This window comes from Marinospirillum sp., assembly GCF_044810985.1.
Lineage (GTDB): Bacteria > Pseudomonadota > Gammaproteobacteria > Pseudomonadales > Halomonadaceae > Marinospirillum.
In genome coordinates this window covers 884,369-902,051 of sequence record NZ_CP085242.1, presented here as the reverse complement: position 1 = coordinate 902,051, position 17,683 = coordinate 884,369, and the positions used below count along the sequence as shown (strand labels likewise).

The window sequence follows — 17,683 nt, the reverse complement described above, 5'->3', positions numbered from 1 at the left end:
CTTTTGGTAATTCTATGTCCTTGATGAACTCCAGTCTCAGTCTTAAAAAAACACCGGCGGTCTTGGTGGTTGAAGATGATCACGATGAAGCTCAGTTGATTCGTTTTCAGTTGTGTGAAAATGCCGCCGATGCGTTTGAGGTTGAACTGGCTGCATCCCTGTCCGGCGTCCAGAAATTGCTGTGCGGTGGCTACCAGCCGGATGTGGTGCTGCTGGATTTGAACCTGCCGGATTCCACCGGTATCACCACCGTCGAGCGCTGTCTTGAACTGCTGGATAATGTGCCCGTTGTGGTGCATACCGGCCGTGACGACTTCAGTATCACCGAAGCGGCCATCGAGGCCGGGGCGGAAGATTATCTGCTCAAGGGCGTGGACAGCTGGATTTTACGAAAATCCCTGCGTTATGCCATTCTGCGCCATGAACGGGATGAGCATGAGCGCATGGCCAAAATCGTGTTTCACCATGCCAGCGAAGCCATACTGATCACTGATGAACAGGGCGTGATCCTGGATGTCAACGAGGCTTTTTCGCACATCACCGGCTACAGCCGTAAAGAGGCACTGGGCCAGACCCCGGCTCTTTTGTCATCCGGGCATCATGATTCAGCCTTTTATGCCGGTCTCTGGCAGGCTCTGCAGGAACAGGGACACTGGAAAGGGGAGGTCTGGAATCGGCGTAAAAGTGGGGAGATTTATACCGAACTCCTGACAATTAATGCCGCCACCAATGCGCGGGGGGAAATACGCCAGTATGTGGCCATGTTCAGTGACATTACCCTGCAAAAGGAAGAGCAAACCGATTTGCAACACCGCGCCAGCCATGATGCCCTGACCGGCCTTCCCAATCGTAGCCTCTTTCTGGATCGTCTGCAGCAGGCCTTTGCCGGGGTGAAACGCCACGGTGGTCGTCTGGCGGTAGTGTTTCTGGATCTGGATGGTTTCAAGCCGGTTAATGATACCTACGGCCACGATGCTGGAGACCGGATACTTCAAGAAGTTTCCGAACGCGTCCAGTCCTGTTTGCGTGAGGAGGACACCCTGGCCCGTGTAGGCGGTGATGAGTTTGTACTCCTGTTGCAGCATCAACAGGACATGTCTGCAACGCTCAAGCTGCTGCAAAGGGTGCTGGCTGAAGTAGCCCGGCCCTATCACTGGGGGGAGCATCTGCTTCAGGTTTCGGCCAGCCTCGGGGTCAGCCTTTACCCCAACCCGGAGGCCGGAACACCCCAGAAATTAATGCAGCAGGCCGATCAGGCCATGTACCGGGCGAAAAAAGGCGGCAAAAACGACTTTTGTTTTCACGATCAGGTGGCCAGTGAACAGGCCAACCTGATCACAGCTGAAGAAGCGGCCTTCAGGGCCGGTCTGGACAACCGGGAATTTGAACTGCATTACCAGCCTGTTATTGATCTGAGCAGTGGCCATCCGATAGCCCTGGAGGCTTTATTGCGTTGGCAGCATCCCGAGCGCGGTCTGCTGTTGCCCGAGGATTATCTGGGAACGCTGGAACAGGGGGATTTGATCCTCGAGCTGGGTGAATGGGCGATTAATCAGGCCGTATTGCAAGTGAATCGCTGGTATGCCCAGGGAATTCGCTTGCCGATTGCCATCAATCTGGCCGGGTATCAGCTGCAGCAGGCGACCTTCCCGGAACGCCTCTATGCGCTCTGCAAGGATCGGCTGCCGGAGCGAGGCTGTCTGCGCCTGGAGATCAAGGAACTCACGGCTCTGGAAAAGCTCAGTGCCATAGAGGCCCTGCAGGCCAGTTGTCAACTGCTGGGCATCCACTTGGTGCTGGATGATTTTGGTGCCGGCTATACATCGATGCCTTACCTGAAGCGTCTGGATCCCAGTGAGCTGAAAATCAATCCGGGTTTTATTGCCGGAATGCAACTGGACACGGGAGATCTGGCCGTGGTTGAGGCCAGCCTGGGTCTGGCTTCGGCTTTTCGCTGCCAGCTGACGGCCAAGGGTGTAAAAACCTCGGCCGAGTGCCGTCTGTTGACCCGTCTGGGTTGTGGTGCTGCGCAAGGGGATTATTTCTCGCCGCCTCTGTTGCCGGAAGCTATACCCGCCTGCCTGGAAAAGTGGCCCCTGGATTGCGGCTGTACTCAGGAATTTTCTCTCTACCGGCGCGAAGATCTGCCCCTGCTTTCTGCCGGGGTCGAACATCGGGGCTGGATCTCCCAGCTGGAACGCTGGGTCAAGGGTGAAGACATCCAGATACCGGCTCTGGACAGCAGCAAGTGTCGTTTTGGCCTCTGGTGGCAACAGCAGCGGGGCCATTTAACCCGACAGCCTCTGTTCATTCAGGTGGAGCGGGTGCATCAGCAAGCCCACCAGCAGGCAGAAAAGTTGATCGCAAAAAAAATGGCCGGTCAACAGCCCGAGGCCCAGCAGGCATTGCAAAAACTTCAGCAATGCAGTGCAGAGTTGATGTATCTGTTGGAACAGCTGTTATTGGCGAACCATCCTGACCAGCGTTCGGGTCTGGGCGCTTCGCAGGATATCAATCTGGAGGAAGAAGCATGGGCAAACTGATCAGAGCGGCAGGTTTGCTGGCCTTGCTGGTTTTTCTGTCGCCTTGGAGTTGGGCATCCGAGCCGTATCGGATTGGTTTTGCCCAGGATACGCTGGGCAATGACTGGCGTCTGGCCCAGGTCCGGGAGGTTGAGCAGGAACTGGACAAGTACCCGCAGGTGGAGTTTATTGTCACTGATGCTGAAGGTGAGACCTCACTTCAGGCCCAACACATTGAAGAGCTGGTGGCTCGCGGCGTGGATGTGTTGATGACCAGCCCCAGGGATCAGGTGGTGCTCAGCAGTGTTATTGAAAAAGTCCATCAACAGGGAATTCCCGTTATCCTGCTGTCACGGGCCATTGCCGGAGACGGTTATACCAGCTTGGTGACTTCCGATAACCGGGCCATCGCCCGCTCGGCAGCAGAACATCTGGTGCAGGAGCTGGAGGGTCAGGGGCATATTCTGATGCTGGAAGGTGTTGAAGGTGCCAGTACGACCGAGGAACGCAGTGAAGGCTTTATGCAGACCCTCCAAAACCACCCCGACATTCGGGTGACCCGGCGTACCGCCAATTTTTTACGGGCGGATGCGATTCTTGCCGTTTCAGGCCTGCTGACTGAAGGCGTGAAGCCCGATGCCATCTATGCGCAAAGCGACAGCATGGCCACGGGAGCACGCATGGCCTTGCAGCAGGCGGGTATTGATCCGGCCAGCCTGCCACTGGTGGGCATTGATTTTATCAGCGAAGCCCGGGATGCCATACGTGCAGGCGAACAGAGTGCCAGCTTTACTTACCAGACCGGTGGCAAGGAAGGTGCGCGTCTGGCCATGCAACTGCTCAAAGGTGAAGAGGTGCCCCGTAAACTGGTTCTGGATTCCGTTAAGGTTACCTCGGAAAACGTTGACCAAGTGGAGCCCATCTTTTAATGCTGCGCTTTTCGCTGAAGCTCAAGCTGCTGGTTTTTACCCTGGCTGTTGGCCTGGTTTCCCTGTTGCTGGCCGGTTATCTGGTGGATCGCCATCTACTGGACTACCACCAGTCTTCGGCTGAACAATTGATTGAAGAGGGTTTTGCCACCCTTGGCAGAGATCGTGAGGGGATTGAGGAAGCCTTGGCTCAGGAAGCGGGATTCCTGCGCCAGGAAAAGCGTTTGATTGCCACCCTGAATCTGGTCAACAACTTTGAAGACCCTGACAATTATCACGCTATTTTGTTTGATGAAGAAAAACAGCGCGTGACCCAGCGATTATTGGCAGCCATACAAACCGGTCGCAGTACGGGAGCCTATGTTTATACCCTTGAGCAGCAACTGGTTGGCTTTGCAACCCAGGAAGGCGATAGTTTTATTCAAGGCTATATCAGTTACCCGCAGGCTCAGCCGGAGCTGCAGTGGGTAGAGGGAAGTGATCTGGAGGGAAGCCAGTTGGAAGCCGCAATAACCCGACGTGCCGCCCTGCATGCTGAAATGCCCGAGGGGCAACGCTACCGAATTGAAGGTGAACAGGTTTATCTGGAACAGAAATTCAGCTTTGTACGTGAGCTGGGTGAGCAACAGAAAACCGTCGGCTATCTGGTTCTGGTGCGGGAGCTGGATGTCAATTTTCTGGCCGCAGCAACCCGCGGTGGGGTTGAGGCCGGGCTTTTGAATGCTCAGGGCGAGCTGATAGCCGGTCAGTCGGAGGTTCGTGAACATCATCGCCAACTGGTTAATATCCTGCCAGACCCCGAGTCCCGGGAAATGCAGCTTTTGCAAACCCGCGAGGGTTTCTGGGGCTTGTATCCTCTGACTTTGGGTGATGAGCAACAGGCCTACCTGGCTTTTATCTACCCCATGGAAAGCTATCAGAAGGCCCGGCAATCCACCCGCCAGGCCATTCTGATGGCCCTGCTGCTGACGGCTCTGGTGATCGTGCCTCTGAGTCTCTGGCTGGTTCAGCACCTGGTGGTTCAGCCTCTGAGCGTTTTGATGCAGGGCGTGGAAAAAATTCGCCAGGGTGATTTGATTTCCAGCATCCAACTGGATAAAAACGATGAACTGGGTCAGTTTGCTGCAGCCATGAATGACATGGCCAGCCAGCTTCACCAACGTGAACAGAGTCTGCAAGCCAGCAACCAGGAGTTGCAACGCTTGAGTGAAGTCATGGCACACCATTTTCAGGAGCCGACCCGCAGGCTCAGGGCCTTTGCCGAGCGTTTGACTCAGCAAACGCCCAGTGGCCTGGATGCCGATGCCCAGATGTCGGTTGACTTTATTCGCGAGCAGGCCCAGCGTTTGAGTTCACTGGTGCATGATGTTCAGCGTTATCTGGAGCTGGAAAAAGTGACCCCGGCACCCGAGTGGGTGGCCACCCGCGATCTGCTGGAAGAGCTGCTGGATGAACCCCAACTCAAGCAGCAGCTTCACCAGCTGAATGCCAAGGTTATTCTGAGTAGCCAGCTGCCCCACGTTTACTTTTCCAAGCGGCGTTTGCAAGAAGTCTTCCAGGCTTTGCTTGATAACGCGCTGGCCTACCGCAACCCTGAACGTCCTTTGGTTGTTGAAATAGATGCGAAAAAAGTAAATAATTGTAATCTTATATACGTCAGGGACAATGGCTCGGGTATCGAGCCCAGGTATCGGCTTCAGGTGTTTGAATTGTTTACCCGCCTGGTTCCTTCCAGTCATACCTATCCGGGAACCGGTATGGGCCTGGCGTTGGTTCGCAGACTCCTTCGTCAGGCCGGGGCAGAAATCACGATTGAAGAAGGTATGGAAGGCGGTACGGCCTTTGTAATGACTTTTCCTGACCAGGAGTAGAATTGGAATGAGTAGCCCTTGTACGATCTTGCTGGTTGAAGATGATTCAGCTGATGCCCACCTGACCCGAATGGCTTTTCAGGAGGGCCGAATTGCTGTGGACTTGCAGCATGTTGAAAATGGCGAGGAAGCCCTGGCCTATTTGCTCAAGGAAGACGGCTACCAGGACAAACCCCAGCCCGATCTGATCCTGCTGGACTTGAATATGCCACGTATGGATGGCCGCGAGTTTCTACGTGAAATCAAAAAGATCGATAAACTGCGGATTATTCCCATTGTCGTGTTGACCACCTCGGATGCCGAAAGTGACATCTACGCTTCCTATGATCAGGGTGCCGCTGGCTTTATCGTCAAACCGGTGAGCGTGGATGATTTTATTCACCAAATTCAAAAGCTGGAAAACTACTGGTTTGAGCTGGTTAAACGCCCCAGTTACTAGTGGTCAGCAGGCAATGGAGGTTTGCTTATGTCGGAAATCAGCCTGAAAAAACAGCCGGTCGTATTGATCATCGAAGATGAACCGGGCGATGCTGAGCTGATACGCATCCAATTGCTGGAGCGGGACCCCAAGGCTTTTGATGTTTATCTGGTGCCCAGCCTGACGGAGGCTAAAAGCCAGCTGGAACAGAAAAACCTGAAACCGGATGTCATTCTTCTGGATCTGAATCTGCCGGATTCAACCGGCCCGGAGACCGTCAAGCGCTGCCGGGCTATCGCCCCGGAAGTGCCTCTGGTGGTCTTGACCGGCCTGGACGATCACCAGGCGACAGAAGTTGCTATTGAAGCGGGTGCTGAAGACTATCTATCCAAGGGGGATGATGCCTCCTCGATTCGTAAAGCCATACGCTATGCTTTGCTGCGTCATGACCGGGATGCCAACGAACGCCTGGCTCTGACCGTTTTTAACCATGCCCGTGAAGGCATCATGATCACCTCCGCCCAGGGCATTATTCTGGAAGTGAATGCCTCCTTCACCCGGATTACCGGCTATTCACGTGAAGAAGCGGTGGGTCATACGCCCAGTCTGCTGAGTTCAGGTCACCATACTCCCGAGTTTTACGAGGAGTTCTGGGTTACCTTGTTTGAGAGAGGGCACTGGGAAGGGGAGATCTGGAACCGGCGCAAGAATGGCGAAGTGTTTGTGGAAAACATGACGGTGAGTGCAGTGCGCGATCCTTCGGGTGAAATCACCCAGTTTGTGGCGCTGTTCACCGATATTACCGAACAAAAGGAACAGCAGACCCAACTGGAGCATCTGGCTCACTTTGATGCCTTGACCGATTTACCGAACCGGGTATTGTTCAACTACCGCTTAAACCAGTCAACCGCCTATGCCGATCGGCATGGCACCCGCATTGCCGTGGCCTATCTGGATCTGGACGGCTTCAAACCGGTCAATGATATCCATGGTCACGCGGCGGGTGATGTGGTGTTGCAGGAAGTGGCCAAACGCATGCAGGCCTGTCTGAGGGATGAAGACACCCTGGCGCGCCTGGGTGGCGATGAGTTTGCCCTGGTGCTGGAATCTGTCCAGGTTCCTGAATACCTGGATGGTTTGCTGGAGCGTTTGCAGGCTGCAGTGAGCGAAGCGGTGGCCTGGAAAGGGCACAGCCTTCATGTGACGGCCAGCATTGGTGTGACTTTCTACCCACAAGAGCCTCCTGTTGATATATCGCAACTCATGCATCAGGCCGATGAGGCAATGTATACAGCAAAACAACAGGGTAAAAACTGTTATAGCCTCTATCCTCTTTCATTCTCATGAGGCCTTTGTGACCGATAAAAATATTCTTTTGGTTGAAGACGATGAACCCCTGCTGCGCCTCCTGGCGGCCCTTCTGGAGCAGGCGGGTTACCAGGTGGAAAAAGCCAGTAATGGTGAAAGGGCGTTGAAAAAGCTGGAAAAGCAACGCCCTGATCTGCTGGTTTGCGATATCCAGATGCCGGTGATGGATGGGTTTGAGCTTCTGAAAAAAGTCAGAACAACACCGGCCTGGGCTGATTTGCCGTTTATCTTTCTCTCCGGTCGCGATTCCAGTGAAGATCAAAAGCTGGGTTGCGAGCTGGGAGCGGATGACTATCTGATCAAACCGGCCAACCGTGACCAGTTGGTGGCAGCCATTGAAATGCGTCTGGGTAAGCATGCTTCTCTGATGCAATTGCAGAAAATGGAGGCCAGTCAGGATGATCTCTTGATTCATTTGGCTGCGGTCAATGGCGACTTGCAGGAACTGCAACGCCTGGCGGGACTGGTGGCGGACATTGATCAGCCGGATGGCCACGGCAACACTGCCTTGATGTTTGCGGTGATGATGCGCCAGGAAGAAGCTGCTCTTTTTCTGCAGCGTCAGGGAGCCAATCCTGACTTGCGCCATCCAGCCACTGGCATGCGCATTGGCGCCATGGCCCGGGCCATGGGTCTGGATCTGTGAATTTTATTCCGGCCTAAAAAAAGCCCCGCCGGATATCCAGCGGGGCTTTCTCTCGGTGGGGCCAGGGATCAGCGCAGGCCCAATTCCTCAATACTCTGGTCACGCATCTTGAACTTCTGGATTTTGCCGGTCACGGTCATCGGGAAGTCCTGGGTGAACTTGAAGTAGCGCGGAATTTTGAAGTGGGCAATCTTGCCCTTGCAGAACTCGCGCATGGTGTCTTCATCCAGTTCCTTGCCTTCATGCGGCTTGATCCAGGCCATGACTTCCTCACCGTACTTCTGATCGGGTATGCCGATCACCTGGACATCGGAAATGTCCGGATGGGTGTAGAAGAATTCTTCCAACTCGCGTGGATAGATGTTCTCCCCGCCGCGAATGATCATGTCCTTGATGCGACCGGTAATGGCGACATAGCCTTCGTCATCCATTTCTGCCAGATCACCGGTGTGCATCCATTTGTTGACGATGGACTTTTTGGTTTCTTCTTCGTTGTTCCAGTAACCCAGCATGACGCTGTAGCCACGGGTGCAAAGCTCGCCTTTTTCGCCGCGCTCGACCACGTTGCCGGATTCAGGGTCTACCAGTTTGACTTCCAGGTGGGGATGAATGGTGCCCACGGTGGATACGCGTTTTTCGATGGGTGCATCCATTCGGGTCTGGAAGCTGACCGGGCTGGTTTCGGTCATGCCGTAGCAGATGGTGACGTCCTTCATGTTCATCTTGTCGATGACTTTTTTCATCACTTCAATCGGGCAGTTGGAGCCCGCCATGATGCCGGTGCGCAGGTGGCGCAGATCGAATTTTTCAAAATCCGGGTGCTCCAGCTCGGCAATAAACATGGTCGGCACACCGTAAAGCGTAGTGGCTTTTTCTTCTTCCACGGCCTTCAGGGTCAGCTCGGGATCAAAGCCATCGGAAGGATAAATCATGGTGGAGCCGTGGGTGACGCAGCCCAGGTTGCCCATGACCATGCCAAAGCAATGGTAGAGGGGCACCGGGATGACCATGCGATCCTTGTGGGTCAGGTTCATGCCTTCGCCGACAAAATAGCCGTTGTTGAGGATATTGTGGTGGGAGAGAGTGGCTCCCTTGGGCGCGCCGGTTGTGCCCGAGGTGTACTGGATATTGATGGGGTCGTCGAATTGCAGGGTTTTCTGCAGGTCGTACAACTGGGCTTCGGTGACCTGGTCATAAAGAGCCATTAGATCCGACCAGGTGTGCATGCCCTCGGTGGCCAGTTCATCGGTGAGGCAGATGACGCGCTTGAGTTCAGGCAGTTTGGCTGACTTGAAGTTCTGTGGGGTGCTGGTTTTCAGTTCAGGGGCCAGCTCACAGAGCATTTCTGCATATTTGGAGGCCTTGAACTGGCCTTCCAGAATCAGGGTGCTGGTGCCGGAATGCTTGAGGGCGTATTCCAGCTCGTGGGTGCGGTAGCTGGGGTTGATGTTGACCAGGATGGCACCGATCTTGGCGGTGGCAAACTGGGTGATGCACCATTGTGCGTTGTTGGGCGACCAGATGCCAACGCGTTCCCCTTTTTTGACCCCCATTTTCAGCAGGCCACGGGCGCAGTGGTTGACTTCCTGCTGGAGCTCCTTGTAGGTGTAGCGCAGTTTCTGGTGCCGTGAAATAAGGGCATCGTTGTCGGGGAATTCGGCAACCGTCCGGTCAAAGAGGTCGCCGATGGTCATGCCCAGAAGGGGCTTGTCGCTGATGCCACTGACGTAGCTAGGTTGTTTGCTCATAAACCCACCTTTTGTGTTTGTTGTGTGTTGGTTGTGAGGAGCTTTGGAAATTATTTTACGTTTTCAATCCGGTCTGCTTTTGCAAAGAGGCTGCTTTTCACTGGATTCGACGTCCTGATGCCTCAACCAGTGCGCTTCGCTGTCCCTGCTACGCTTTTCGCAGCCTCCTTTGCCGCAGACCTGTTAATCAGTCATGTCAGTCACAGCCACCGCGCTCAAATTTTCTATAACTGATCTTTAAGTAAAGCTATCCTGCCTTTTTCTTCTGCCGTTTGCCGCTGCGGACTTTGTTCAGAGCATCCATGCAGCGTTCTTCGGCGTTGTTGAGTTCTTCCTGGAGGCGCTGGATATCACGCAACTGCTGGCGCATGTCAGCCTGTTTTTTCTCCAGGATGTTGAGCATGTAGAGCAGCTGTTTTTCATCACCTTCCGTGGTGGAGTCGTACATGTCGAAGAGTTCTTTGCTTTCAGCCAGGCTGAATCCCAGGCGTTTGCCACGCAGGGTGAGCATCAAGCGCACCCTGTCTTTGGGGCTGTAGATGCGGGTCTGGCCCTGGCGTGCAGGATTCAGCAAACCCTGCTGTTCGTAGAAGCGGATGGTTCGGGTGGTGACGTCGAACTCTTTCGCCAGGTCGCTGATGCTGTAAGTGCGTATTTTGGTTGTGTTGTTCATGATTTTCTTAAGTTGAAAAAGGCTTTTCGCTAACTCTAATCAAGGTTGACGTTTACGTAAAGGAAAATAGCGAATTTTTTTAGTAACGATTGACGCGGCGGTAGTTGGCGGGGCTCACCCCCATCACCTTTTTGAACAAGCGCGAGAAGTAGTAGCTGTCTTCATAGCCCAGTTGTTCGGCAATGCTGCGGATGCTGGATTCGCCAGTATCCAGTAGATAACAGGCCCTTTCAATTTTCATGTGCAGATAATGCTGGATGGGGGTCTGGCCAGTCATTTGTTTGTAGCGGGCGATAAAGTGATAGCGGGAGAGGCCGGCGGTTTCGGCCAGGCTGTCCAGGTCGAGGCGGTCTTCAATATGGCTGCGCATTTGCTGGTGCAGGCGTTCCAGATCCAGCTCGGTTTGTTGTTTGAGTTGCGGCCCCTGGTGGGAAAGGGGTAAAGCGGTGAGGAGTTGTCTGAGACGGTTGGCAGCGTGAATCAGGGGTTGCTCACGAAAGCCTGAGTCCTGAACGGAGAGCAGGCCGTTGAAGTCCACCAGCAGTCTGGGCTGACGGCCCAGGTGGATTCTGCGAATCTGGCCGGTGAAGCCTAGGTATTGTTGAAAGTAGCTGGCCAGGGGGCCGGTGTAGTGAACCCAATGGATGGTCCAGGGATTCCGGTCGGGGGTGTGGTAGCGGTGAGGCTCACCGCTGGGCAAAAGCAGCAGGTCGCCAGCCTGGATTTTCAGTTTCTGTTGGCCGGTGATGACCTCGGCTTCTCCCTCGGTGCAGTAAATCAGGAGTTCATCATCATGGCGATCCCGATGCATGCGGTGTCCACGTGCACGTCGGTAGTGCCCGAAGGAAACCGGGTACAGCTCCCGCGTGAGGGGGTGCTTTTGCAGCAGCTTTAAAACCCGTTGCGGGATGATATAGCGTAGGCTGTCAGGGGGCAGAGGCCAATCCGAAGTCAAAGACATCGCAATATAATCCATCTTGTGAGCAATTTAGTCAATTTACGTGTGCGTCAACTACTGCTAGCTTTAACACAACCTAGCGGGTGCTCGGTTTTTGCTGAAGATAATAATGAGGACAAAGCATGGACTTTAACCTGACAGAAGATCAACTTGCTTTTCGTGATGCGGCCCGTGCTTTTGCAGAAAAATCCATGGCCCCTCACGCCAGCCAATGGGATGCAGAGCATATCTTCCCGGTGGAGGTTATTCGGGAGGCTGGGGAAATGGGTTTTTGTGGCCTTTATACACCGGAATCCCACGGCGGTATGGAGTTGTCGCGTCTGGATACCAGTGTCATCGTTGAAGAACTGGCCGCAGCCTGTCCCTCCACGGCGGCCTACATCACCATTCATAATATGGTCAGTTGGATGGTGGCTTCTTTTGCCCAGCCGGAAGTGGCTGATGATATCGCTCCCAGACTGGCCAGTGGGGAATGGTTGGGCTCCTACTGCCTGACTGAACCCGGTGCCGGTTCCGATGCCGGAAGCTTGAGAACCAAGGCCACGCGTGATGGCGACCACTACATTCTGGAAGGCTCCAAGGTGTTTATTTCCGGGGCCGGAGCTACCGATATTCTGGTGGTGATGGCACGAACCGGCAGCCAGGAAGAGGGCGCCAAAGGTGTTTCTGCTTTTATTGTGCCTGCTGAAGAAGCCGGTATTGAATACGGCAAGGCAGAAGACAAAATGGGCTGGAACAGCCAGCCAACCCGCCAGATCACTTTTGACAAGGTACGCATTCCGGCCCGCAATCTGTTGGGCAAGGAAGGTGAAGGCTTCAAATTTGCCATGAAAGGCCTGGATGGTGGTCGCATCAATATTGCCACCTGTTCCGTGGGTGCTGCCCAGGCTGCTCTGTTGCGCTCGCGTGAATATATGCACGAACGCAAACAGTTCGGCCAGGAGCTGGCCAACTTCCAGGCCCTGCAATTCAAGCTGGCCGATATGACAACCGAACTGACCGCTGCTCGCCAGATGGTTCGCCTGGCTGCTTTCAAACTCGACCAGGGCGACCATGAAGCGACCCTTTATTGCGCCATGGCAAAACGCTTTGCCACTGATGTCTGTTTCAATGTCATTGACGAAGCCCTGCAACTGCACGGTGGCTATGGTTATATTCGCGAATATCCTCTGGAGCGTTACCTGCGTGATACGCGGGTGCATCGCATCCTTGAAGGAACCAATGAAATCATGCGCCTGATCGTTGCCCGCCGGGCACTCGAAGACGGTGTACTGGAGGCCATTCAATAATGACTGATTTGCTGAAATACGAAAAACGCGGCCACGTGGCCCTGATCACCATCAACAACCCACCGGCCAACACCTGGAACGAGGAGTCACTTTCGGGTTTGAAAAAGCTGGTGGAAGACCTGAATGCCGACCTGGATATTTTTGCGTTGGTGATTACCGGCGAGGGTGAAAAATTCTTCTCTGCCGGTGCCGATCTGAACAAATTTGCTGACGGTGACAAGGCCGTGGCGCGGGACATGGCCCGCCACTTTGGTCTGGCCTTTGAAGCCCTGACCAACTTCCGCGGTGTTTCCATTGCCGCCATCAACGGCTTTGCCATGGGCGGCGGCCTGGAATGTGCCCTGTCCTGTGATATCCGCATTGCTGAAGAACAAGCCCAGATGGCCCTGCCTGAAGCCAAAGTCGGCCTGCTGCCCTGCGCGGGTGGTACCCAAAACCTGCCTTGGCTGGTGGGCGAAGGTTGGGCCAAACGCCTGATTCTCTGCGGCGAACGCATCAAGGCCGACAAGGCCCTGGAAATCGGCCTGGTGGAAGAAGTCGTGCCCACCGGCAAAAGCCTGGAAAAAGCCCTGGAACTGGCCGAACAGGCCTGCCAGCAGTCGCCTTCCTCCATCGCCTCCTGCAAAACGCTGGTCATGAACGCCCGCGAAGGCAAGGCCCACAGCGAAGGCTGGCGTCTGGAACGGGAACTCTTTGTGGATCTGTTTGATACCGAAGACCAGAAAGAAGGCGTCAAGGCCTTCCTGGATAAGCGCCAGGCAGAGTGGAAGAATCGCTAATCAACAACCAAGAGGGCAAAACATGAGTGATTTACCGGTAATTTTCAGTGAGCTGCCGCTTAACAACGGCCAGTTGCTGGGCGTGGCGACCCTGAACTCGCCCAAAGCCCTCAACGCCTTGTCGCTGGAAATGATCGAACAGTTATTGCCCAAGTTTCGCAGCTGGGCGGATGACAAGCGTATTGCCGCTGTCTGGCTGGAAGGCAGTGGCGACAAGGCCTTTTGCGCCGGGGGCGATATCGTTGCCCTCTACCGCTCCATGACCGAATACTCCGGTGGCGGTGACCCGGCCAAAACCAATGCCTATGCCGAAACCTTCTTCTCCACCGAATACCGCCTCGACTACCTGATCCATACCTACCCCAAACCCCTGATCGTCTGGGGTAATGGCATCGTTATGGGTGGTGGCATGGGCCTGATGGCTGGGGCGGCCTACCGGGTTGTCACCGAAAGCTCCCGCCTGGCCATGCCGGAAATCACCATCGGTCTTTATCCCGATGTCGGCGGCAGCTGGTTCCTCAACCACATGCCCGGTCGTACAGGGCTGTTTCTCGGCCTGACCGGAGCCAACATCAATGCTGCTGATGCACTTTTCACCGGCCTGGCGGATCGTTTCATCAAGCATGAACAACGCAACAAGGTTCTGGGTGCTCTGGAAGAAGCAGGCTGGGAAGACCCCTGGAAAACCGTCAACCAGACCCTGCGGGAATTTGAAGAACCCTGCCTGGCTGAACTGCCGGATTCACCTGTGCAGGAACACTACCAACAGATTCAATACCTGACGGATGCGGACTCACCACTGGAGCGAGTGAAAAAAATCACCAGCTACCAGGGCGAAGACAAATGGCTTAATCGTGCGGTCTCCACCCTGGCGGCTGGCTCACCCACCTCCATGCTGTTGATCCAGGAGCAACTGGAACGCACCCGCCATGCTTCCTTGAAAGAAGTTTTCCAGCAGGAACTGACTGTATCGGTCAACTGTGCCTTGAAAGGTGAATTTGCCGAAGGCATTCGGGCACTCCTGATCGACAAGGATAAAAAACCACGCTGGCACTACCCCACGGTCGGGGCGGTGGAGCAGCAATGGATCGACAGTTTTTTTGAACCTCTGTGGGGGATCAATCCACTGAATGACCTTTGAATAGGGGTCAATGAATCATTAATTGCTTCACGCCTTTCCCCTTGAACTATCCAGACTCATTACACAAGAACTAGCAACCGGAGAAAAACAATGACAAAAATCGCATTTATCGGTCTCGGCAATATGGGCGGTCCCATGGCTCAGAACCTCGTCAAGGTAGGCCATGACGTTACCGGCTTTGACCTCAGTGACGCTGCTCTGAAAGAACTTGAAGCTGTCGGTGGCAAAACAGCAGCTTCCGCAGCAGAAGCCGCCAAGGGTGCAGAAGTGGTTATCTCCATGCTGCCTGCGGGACAGCATGTTGAAGGTGTCTACCTGGGTAGCGAAGGTCTGTTCAGCCAGCTGCCTGCCGGAACCCTGGTGCTGGATTCCTCCACCATTGCCGCTGAAACTGCACGCAAGGTCGCTGCTGCCGCTGCTGAAAAACAAATTCGTTATATGGATACCCCCGTTTCTGGTGGTGTCGGCGGTGCCAAAGCCGGAACCCTGACCTTTATCTGTGGCGGTGACAAAGAAGCCTTTGAAGAAGCCAAACCAATTCTGGAGCCCATGGCCAAGGCGACCTTTCATGCCGGTGAAGCCGGTGCCGGTCAGATTGCCAAGATCTGCAACAACATGCTGCTGGCAGTGCTGATGGCAGGCACCACTGAATCCCTGGCGATGGGCGTCAAGAACGGCCTTGATCCTGCTGTGTTGTCGGAAATCATCAAGCAAAGCTCTGGCGGCAACTGGACGTTGAACGTCTACAACCCCTGGCCGGGCGTGATGGAAGGCGTGCCTTCCTCCAATGATTACCAGGGCGGCTTCCAGGTGGATTTGATGGCCAAAGACCTGGGGCTGGCAATGGATACAGCCGTGGGCAGCAAATCCTCCGTACCCATGGGCAGCCTGGCGCGTAATCTGTTTGCCCTGCATGCCCAGAAAGGCAATGGTGGACTGGATTTCTCCAGCATCCAGAAGATGTTTGCTGAGTAAGGTTGGCCGTTTGCTGTGAGTTGGTAGGGCTGCGGTCAGGTTGTCTGCGACCAGCGAAGCAGGGATTGCGCAGCGCGGCGCTTGAGGCAGGAAAGCCGAACGCGCCGAAGAGCAGACTGCCTGACAAAAGCAGCCCGATGCTTGAGAAAGCAAAGGTGCAGGACATTGCCTGTCAGGACGCGTGAATACATCCATGTAAGCTCTGGCTGCAACTTCCTGTTGCAGACAGCCTGACAGGCAACATCACTGCACCTTGCTGGCAGCCAAGGTGCGAAATACATGCAGGCAATAATTGCCAATGATTGAGCGAGCTAGAGCTCTACAAGGCAAAATTCGGCGAGAAAGCGGAGTTTACAGCATGTAAATGAGCATTTTGAGCCGGGTTTTAACACAGTAGAGCCGACGCGCAGCCAATCAAAACGTCAAAACAAAAACAAAACAGAGACGAGGTTCATATGCAACAAGCACAAGGCGCACGTGAACGTGCCTTAAAGAATCCTGAGAGTTTCTGGGCCGAGCAGGCCGATCAGATCGCCTGGTACAAAAAGCCTACGGAAATTCTCAAGGAAAACAGCGATGGCACTCAACAATGGTATGCCGATGGTGAGTTGAATTCCTGCTATTTATCCCTGGATCGCCATGTTGAAGAAGGCAAGGGCGACCGCATTGCCTTGATTTACGACTCCCCCGTTACCGATACCAAAAAAACCTTCACCTACAGCCAGCTTCTGGATGCCGTGAAAAGCTTTGCCGGAGCGCTTAAAGCCCAGGGTGTGGGCAAGGGCGATGGTGTCATCATCTACATGCCCATGGTGCCCGAAGCCGGTATTGCCATGCTGGCCTGTGCACGCCTGGGGGCTATCCATTCGGTTGTGTTTGGTGGTTTTGCGCCTCACGAACTGGCGGTGCGCATTGATGATTCCAAACCCAAAGTAGTGCTCACGGCCTCCTGCGGGATTGAATTCACCAAGGTGATTGAATACAAACCTCTGGTGGACGCGGCCATTGAAGAGGCGGCCCACAAGCCGGAAAAAGTGATTCTGCTGCAACGCCCTCAGGCTCAGGCTGAAATGCAGCCCGGTCGGGATCTGGACTGGTATCAGGCCCAGGAAAATGTGGAGCCAGCCGAGTGTGTCCCGGTCGCGGCGACTGATCCTCTATACATCATGTACACCTCCGGCACCACCGGCAAACCCAAGGGTGTGCTGCGGGAAAACGGCGGTCATGCTGTGGCCCTGAACTATGCCCTGCGTAATGTCTACAACATGCAGGATGGCGATGTCTGGTGGGGCATTTCCGACATTGGCTGGGTGGTTGGCCATTCCTTTATTATCTATGGCCCTCTGATGGGCGGTTGCACCAGCATCTTTTATGAAGGCAAGCCGGTCAGAACGCCCGATGCCGGTGCTTTCTGGCGGGTGATTCAGGAATACGGCGTGAATGGCATCTTCTGTGCGCCCACGGCTTTTCGTGCCATTCGCAAGGAAGACCCGGAAGGCGAGCTTTTCCGTCAATACGATGTTTCTTCGCTCAAGCATATTTTTGTCGCCGGGGAGAAGCTGGATTCACCGACCTACCATTGGCTGCATGAGCTGTCCAGAAAGCCGGTGTTTGACCACTGGTGGCAGACCGAAACCGGCTGGCCGGTAACAGCCCCCCTGACCGGGCTGGGAGAAACCGCCATCCAGGTGGGTTCCACCAATAAATCCGTGCCCGGCTATGATGTCCAGGTCTTGCGCCCGGATGGCTCCCAGGCCGACCCGGATGAAATGGGTTCGATTGCCATCAAACTGCCTTTGCCACCCGGTGTGGCCCAGACCCTCTGGGGCGACCATGAACGCTATCTGAAATCCTACCTAAGCACCTTTAGAGGCTACTACCACACCGGGGATGGCGGTTATATCGACAAGGAAGGTTTTGTTTACATCATGGGGCGCACCGATGATGTCATCAATGTCTCCGGTCATCGTCTCTCGACGGGGGAAATGGAAGAAGTGGTTGCCACCCATTCAGCGGTGGCCGAATGTGCTGTGATCGGTGTCTCTGACGAGCTGAAAGGTCAGCTGCCGGTGGGCTTGATCCTCCTGAAGGATGGGGCCGATATCAGCCATGAGCAGCTGGAGAAAGAGCTGGTGGCCTTGGTGCGTGAGAAGATTGGGGCTCTGGCCTGTTTCCAGAAAGCCCTGGTGGTCAAGCGCCTGCCCAAGACCCGATCCGGCAAGATTCTGCGTGCCATTCTGCGCAAAATTGCTGAGGGCGAAGACTATGCGCCACCCTCGACCATTGATGATCTCTCCATCCTGCCGGAAATCGGTGAAGTGCTGGATGAGGCGGGAATTATCAAAAAAGGGTGATCTGACAAAAAT

Annotated in this window: 14 protein-coding genes; 11 read left to right on the top strand and 3 right to left on the bottom strand. The window is 54.7% G+C overall.

The features are described 5' to 3' along the window. Positions 1 to 14 precede the first annotated feature (14 nt). Genes LG323_RS04360 through LG323_RS04335 form a run of 6 tightly spaced genes read left to right on the top strand, consistent with a single transcriptional unit; the run spans position 15 to position 7,754 of the window. Entirely contained in the window at positions 15 to 2,543 is a 2,529-nt protein-coding gene (locus LG323_RS04360) for an EAL domain-containing protein (RefSeq protein WP_404419367.1), read from the top strand. Continuing rightward, complete coding sequence (locus tag LG323_RS04355; protein ID WP_404419365.1) at positions 2,531 to 3,451, top strand: substrate-binding domain-containing protein; 921 nt, start codon at positions 2,531 to 2,533, stop codon at positions 3,449 to 3,451. Before LG323_RS04360 ends, LG323_RS04355 begins: the two co-directional genes overlap by 13 nt. Next, complete coding sequence (locus LG323_RS04350; protein ID WP_404419363.1) at positions 3,451 to 5,322, top strand: ATP-binding protein; 1,872 nt, start codon at positions 3,451 to 3,453, stop codon at positions 5,320 to 5,322. The genes LG323_RS04355 and LG323_RS04350 overlap by 1 nt, the downstream gene beginning before the upstream one ends. 7 nt (positions 5,323 to 5,329) lie before the next feature. After that, positions 5,330 to 5,761 carry a response regulator gene (locus LG323_RS04345; protein WP_404419361.1) on the top strand — a complete coding sequence of 144 codons (432 nt, stop codon included), beginning with the start codon at positions 5,330 to 5,332 and terminating at the stop codon, positions 5,759 to 5,761. A 27-nt stretch (positions 5,762 to 5,788) separates the two neighbouring features. Next, a complete protein-coding gene (locus LG323_RS04340) occupies positions 5,789 to 7,087 on the top strand; it encodes a diguanylate cyclase domain-containing protein (protein WP_404419359.1) in 1,299 nt (432 codons plus the stop codon). A gap of 7 nt (positions 7,088 to 7,094) precedes the next feature. Further along, positions 7,095 to 7,754 (top strand): response regulator, encoded by a 660-nt coding sequence (locus LG323_RS04335; protein WP_404419357.1) that lies wholly within the window; start codon positions 7,095 to 7,097, stop codon positions 7,752 to 7,754. A gap of 68 nt (positions 7,755 to 7,822) precedes the next feature. On the opposite strand, the gene LG323_RS04330 is transcribed toward LG323_RS04335, so the two are convergent. From LG323_RS04330 to LG323_RS04320, 3 genes are all read right to left on the bottom strand, one after another. Next, positions 7,823 to 9,502 (bottom strand): AMP-binding protein, encoded by a 1,680-nt coding sequence (locus tag LG323_RS04330; RefSeq protein ID WP_404419355.1) that lies wholly within the window; start codon positions 9,500 to 9,502, stop codon positions 7,823 to 7,825. Between the two features lie 247 nt (positions 9,503 to 9,749). Further along, positions 9,750 to 10,175 carry a MerR family DNA-binding transcriptional regulator gene (locus LG323_RS04325; RefSeq protein WP_404419353.1) on the bottom strand — a complete coding sequence of 142 codons (426 nt, stop codon included), beginning with the start codon at positions 10,173 to 10,175 and terminating at the stop codon, positions 9,750 to 9,752. A gap of 79 nt (positions 10,176 to 10,254) precedes the next feature. After that, positions 10,255 to 11,136 carry an AraC family transcriptional regulator gene (locus LG323_RS04320; RefSeq protein ID WP_310695652.1) on the bottom strand — a complete coding sequence of 294 codons (882 nt, stop codon included), beginning with the start codon at positions 11,134 to 11,136 and terminating at the stop codon, positions 10,255 to 10,257. 119 nt (positions 11,137 to 11,255) lie between these two features. On the opposite strand from LG323_RS04320, the gene LG323_RS04315 reads away from it, so the two are divergent. The 5 genes from LG323_RS04315 (at position 11,256) to LG323_RS04295 (ending at position 17,671) form a co-directional block, all read left to right on the top strand. After that, positions 11,256 to 12,422 carry an acyl-CoA dehydrogenase family protein gene (locus tag LG323_RS04315; RefSeq protein ID WP_310695653.1) on the top strand — a complete coding sequence of 389 codons (1,167 nt, stop codon included), beginning with the start codon at positions 11,256 to 11,258 and terminating at the stop codon, positions 12,420 to 12,422. Further along, positions 12,422 to 13,201 (top strand): enoyl-CoA hydratase, encoded by a 780-nt coding sequence (locus tag LG323_RS04310; RefSeq protein ID WP_310695654.1) that lies wholly within the window; start codon positions 12,422 to 12,424, stop codon positions 13,199 to 13,201. The genes LG323_RS04315 and LG323_RS04310 overlap by 1 nt, the downstream gene beginning before the upstream one ends. A gap of 22 nt (positions 13,202 to 13,223) precedes the next feature. Beyond that, positions 13,224 to 14,342 (top strand): enoyl-CoA hydratase/isomerase family protein, encoded by a 1,119-nt coding sequence (locus LG323_RS04305; protein ID WP_404419351.1) that lies wholly within the window; start codon positions 13,224 to 13,226, stop codon positions 14,340 to 14,342. Between the two features lie 90 nt (positions 14,343 to 14,432). Then, the gene (gene mmsB / locus LG323_RS04300) at positions 14,433 to 15,317 is read left to right on the top strand and encodes a 3-hydroxyisobutyrate dehydrogenase (protein WP_404419349.1); all 885 of its coding nucleotides are present in this window, start codon (positions 14,433 to 14,435) and stop codon (positions 15,315 to 15,317) included. Between the two features lie 455 nt (positions 15,318 to 15,772). Next, the gene (locus LG323_RS04295; RefSeq protein WP_404419347.1) at positions 15,773 to 17,671 is read left to right on the top strand and encodes a propionyl-CoA synthetase; all 1,899 of its coding nucleotides are present in this window, start codon (positions 15,773 to 15,775) and stop codon (positions 17,669 to 17,671) included. The last annotated feature ends 12 nt before the right edge of the window (positions 17,672 to 17,683 follow it).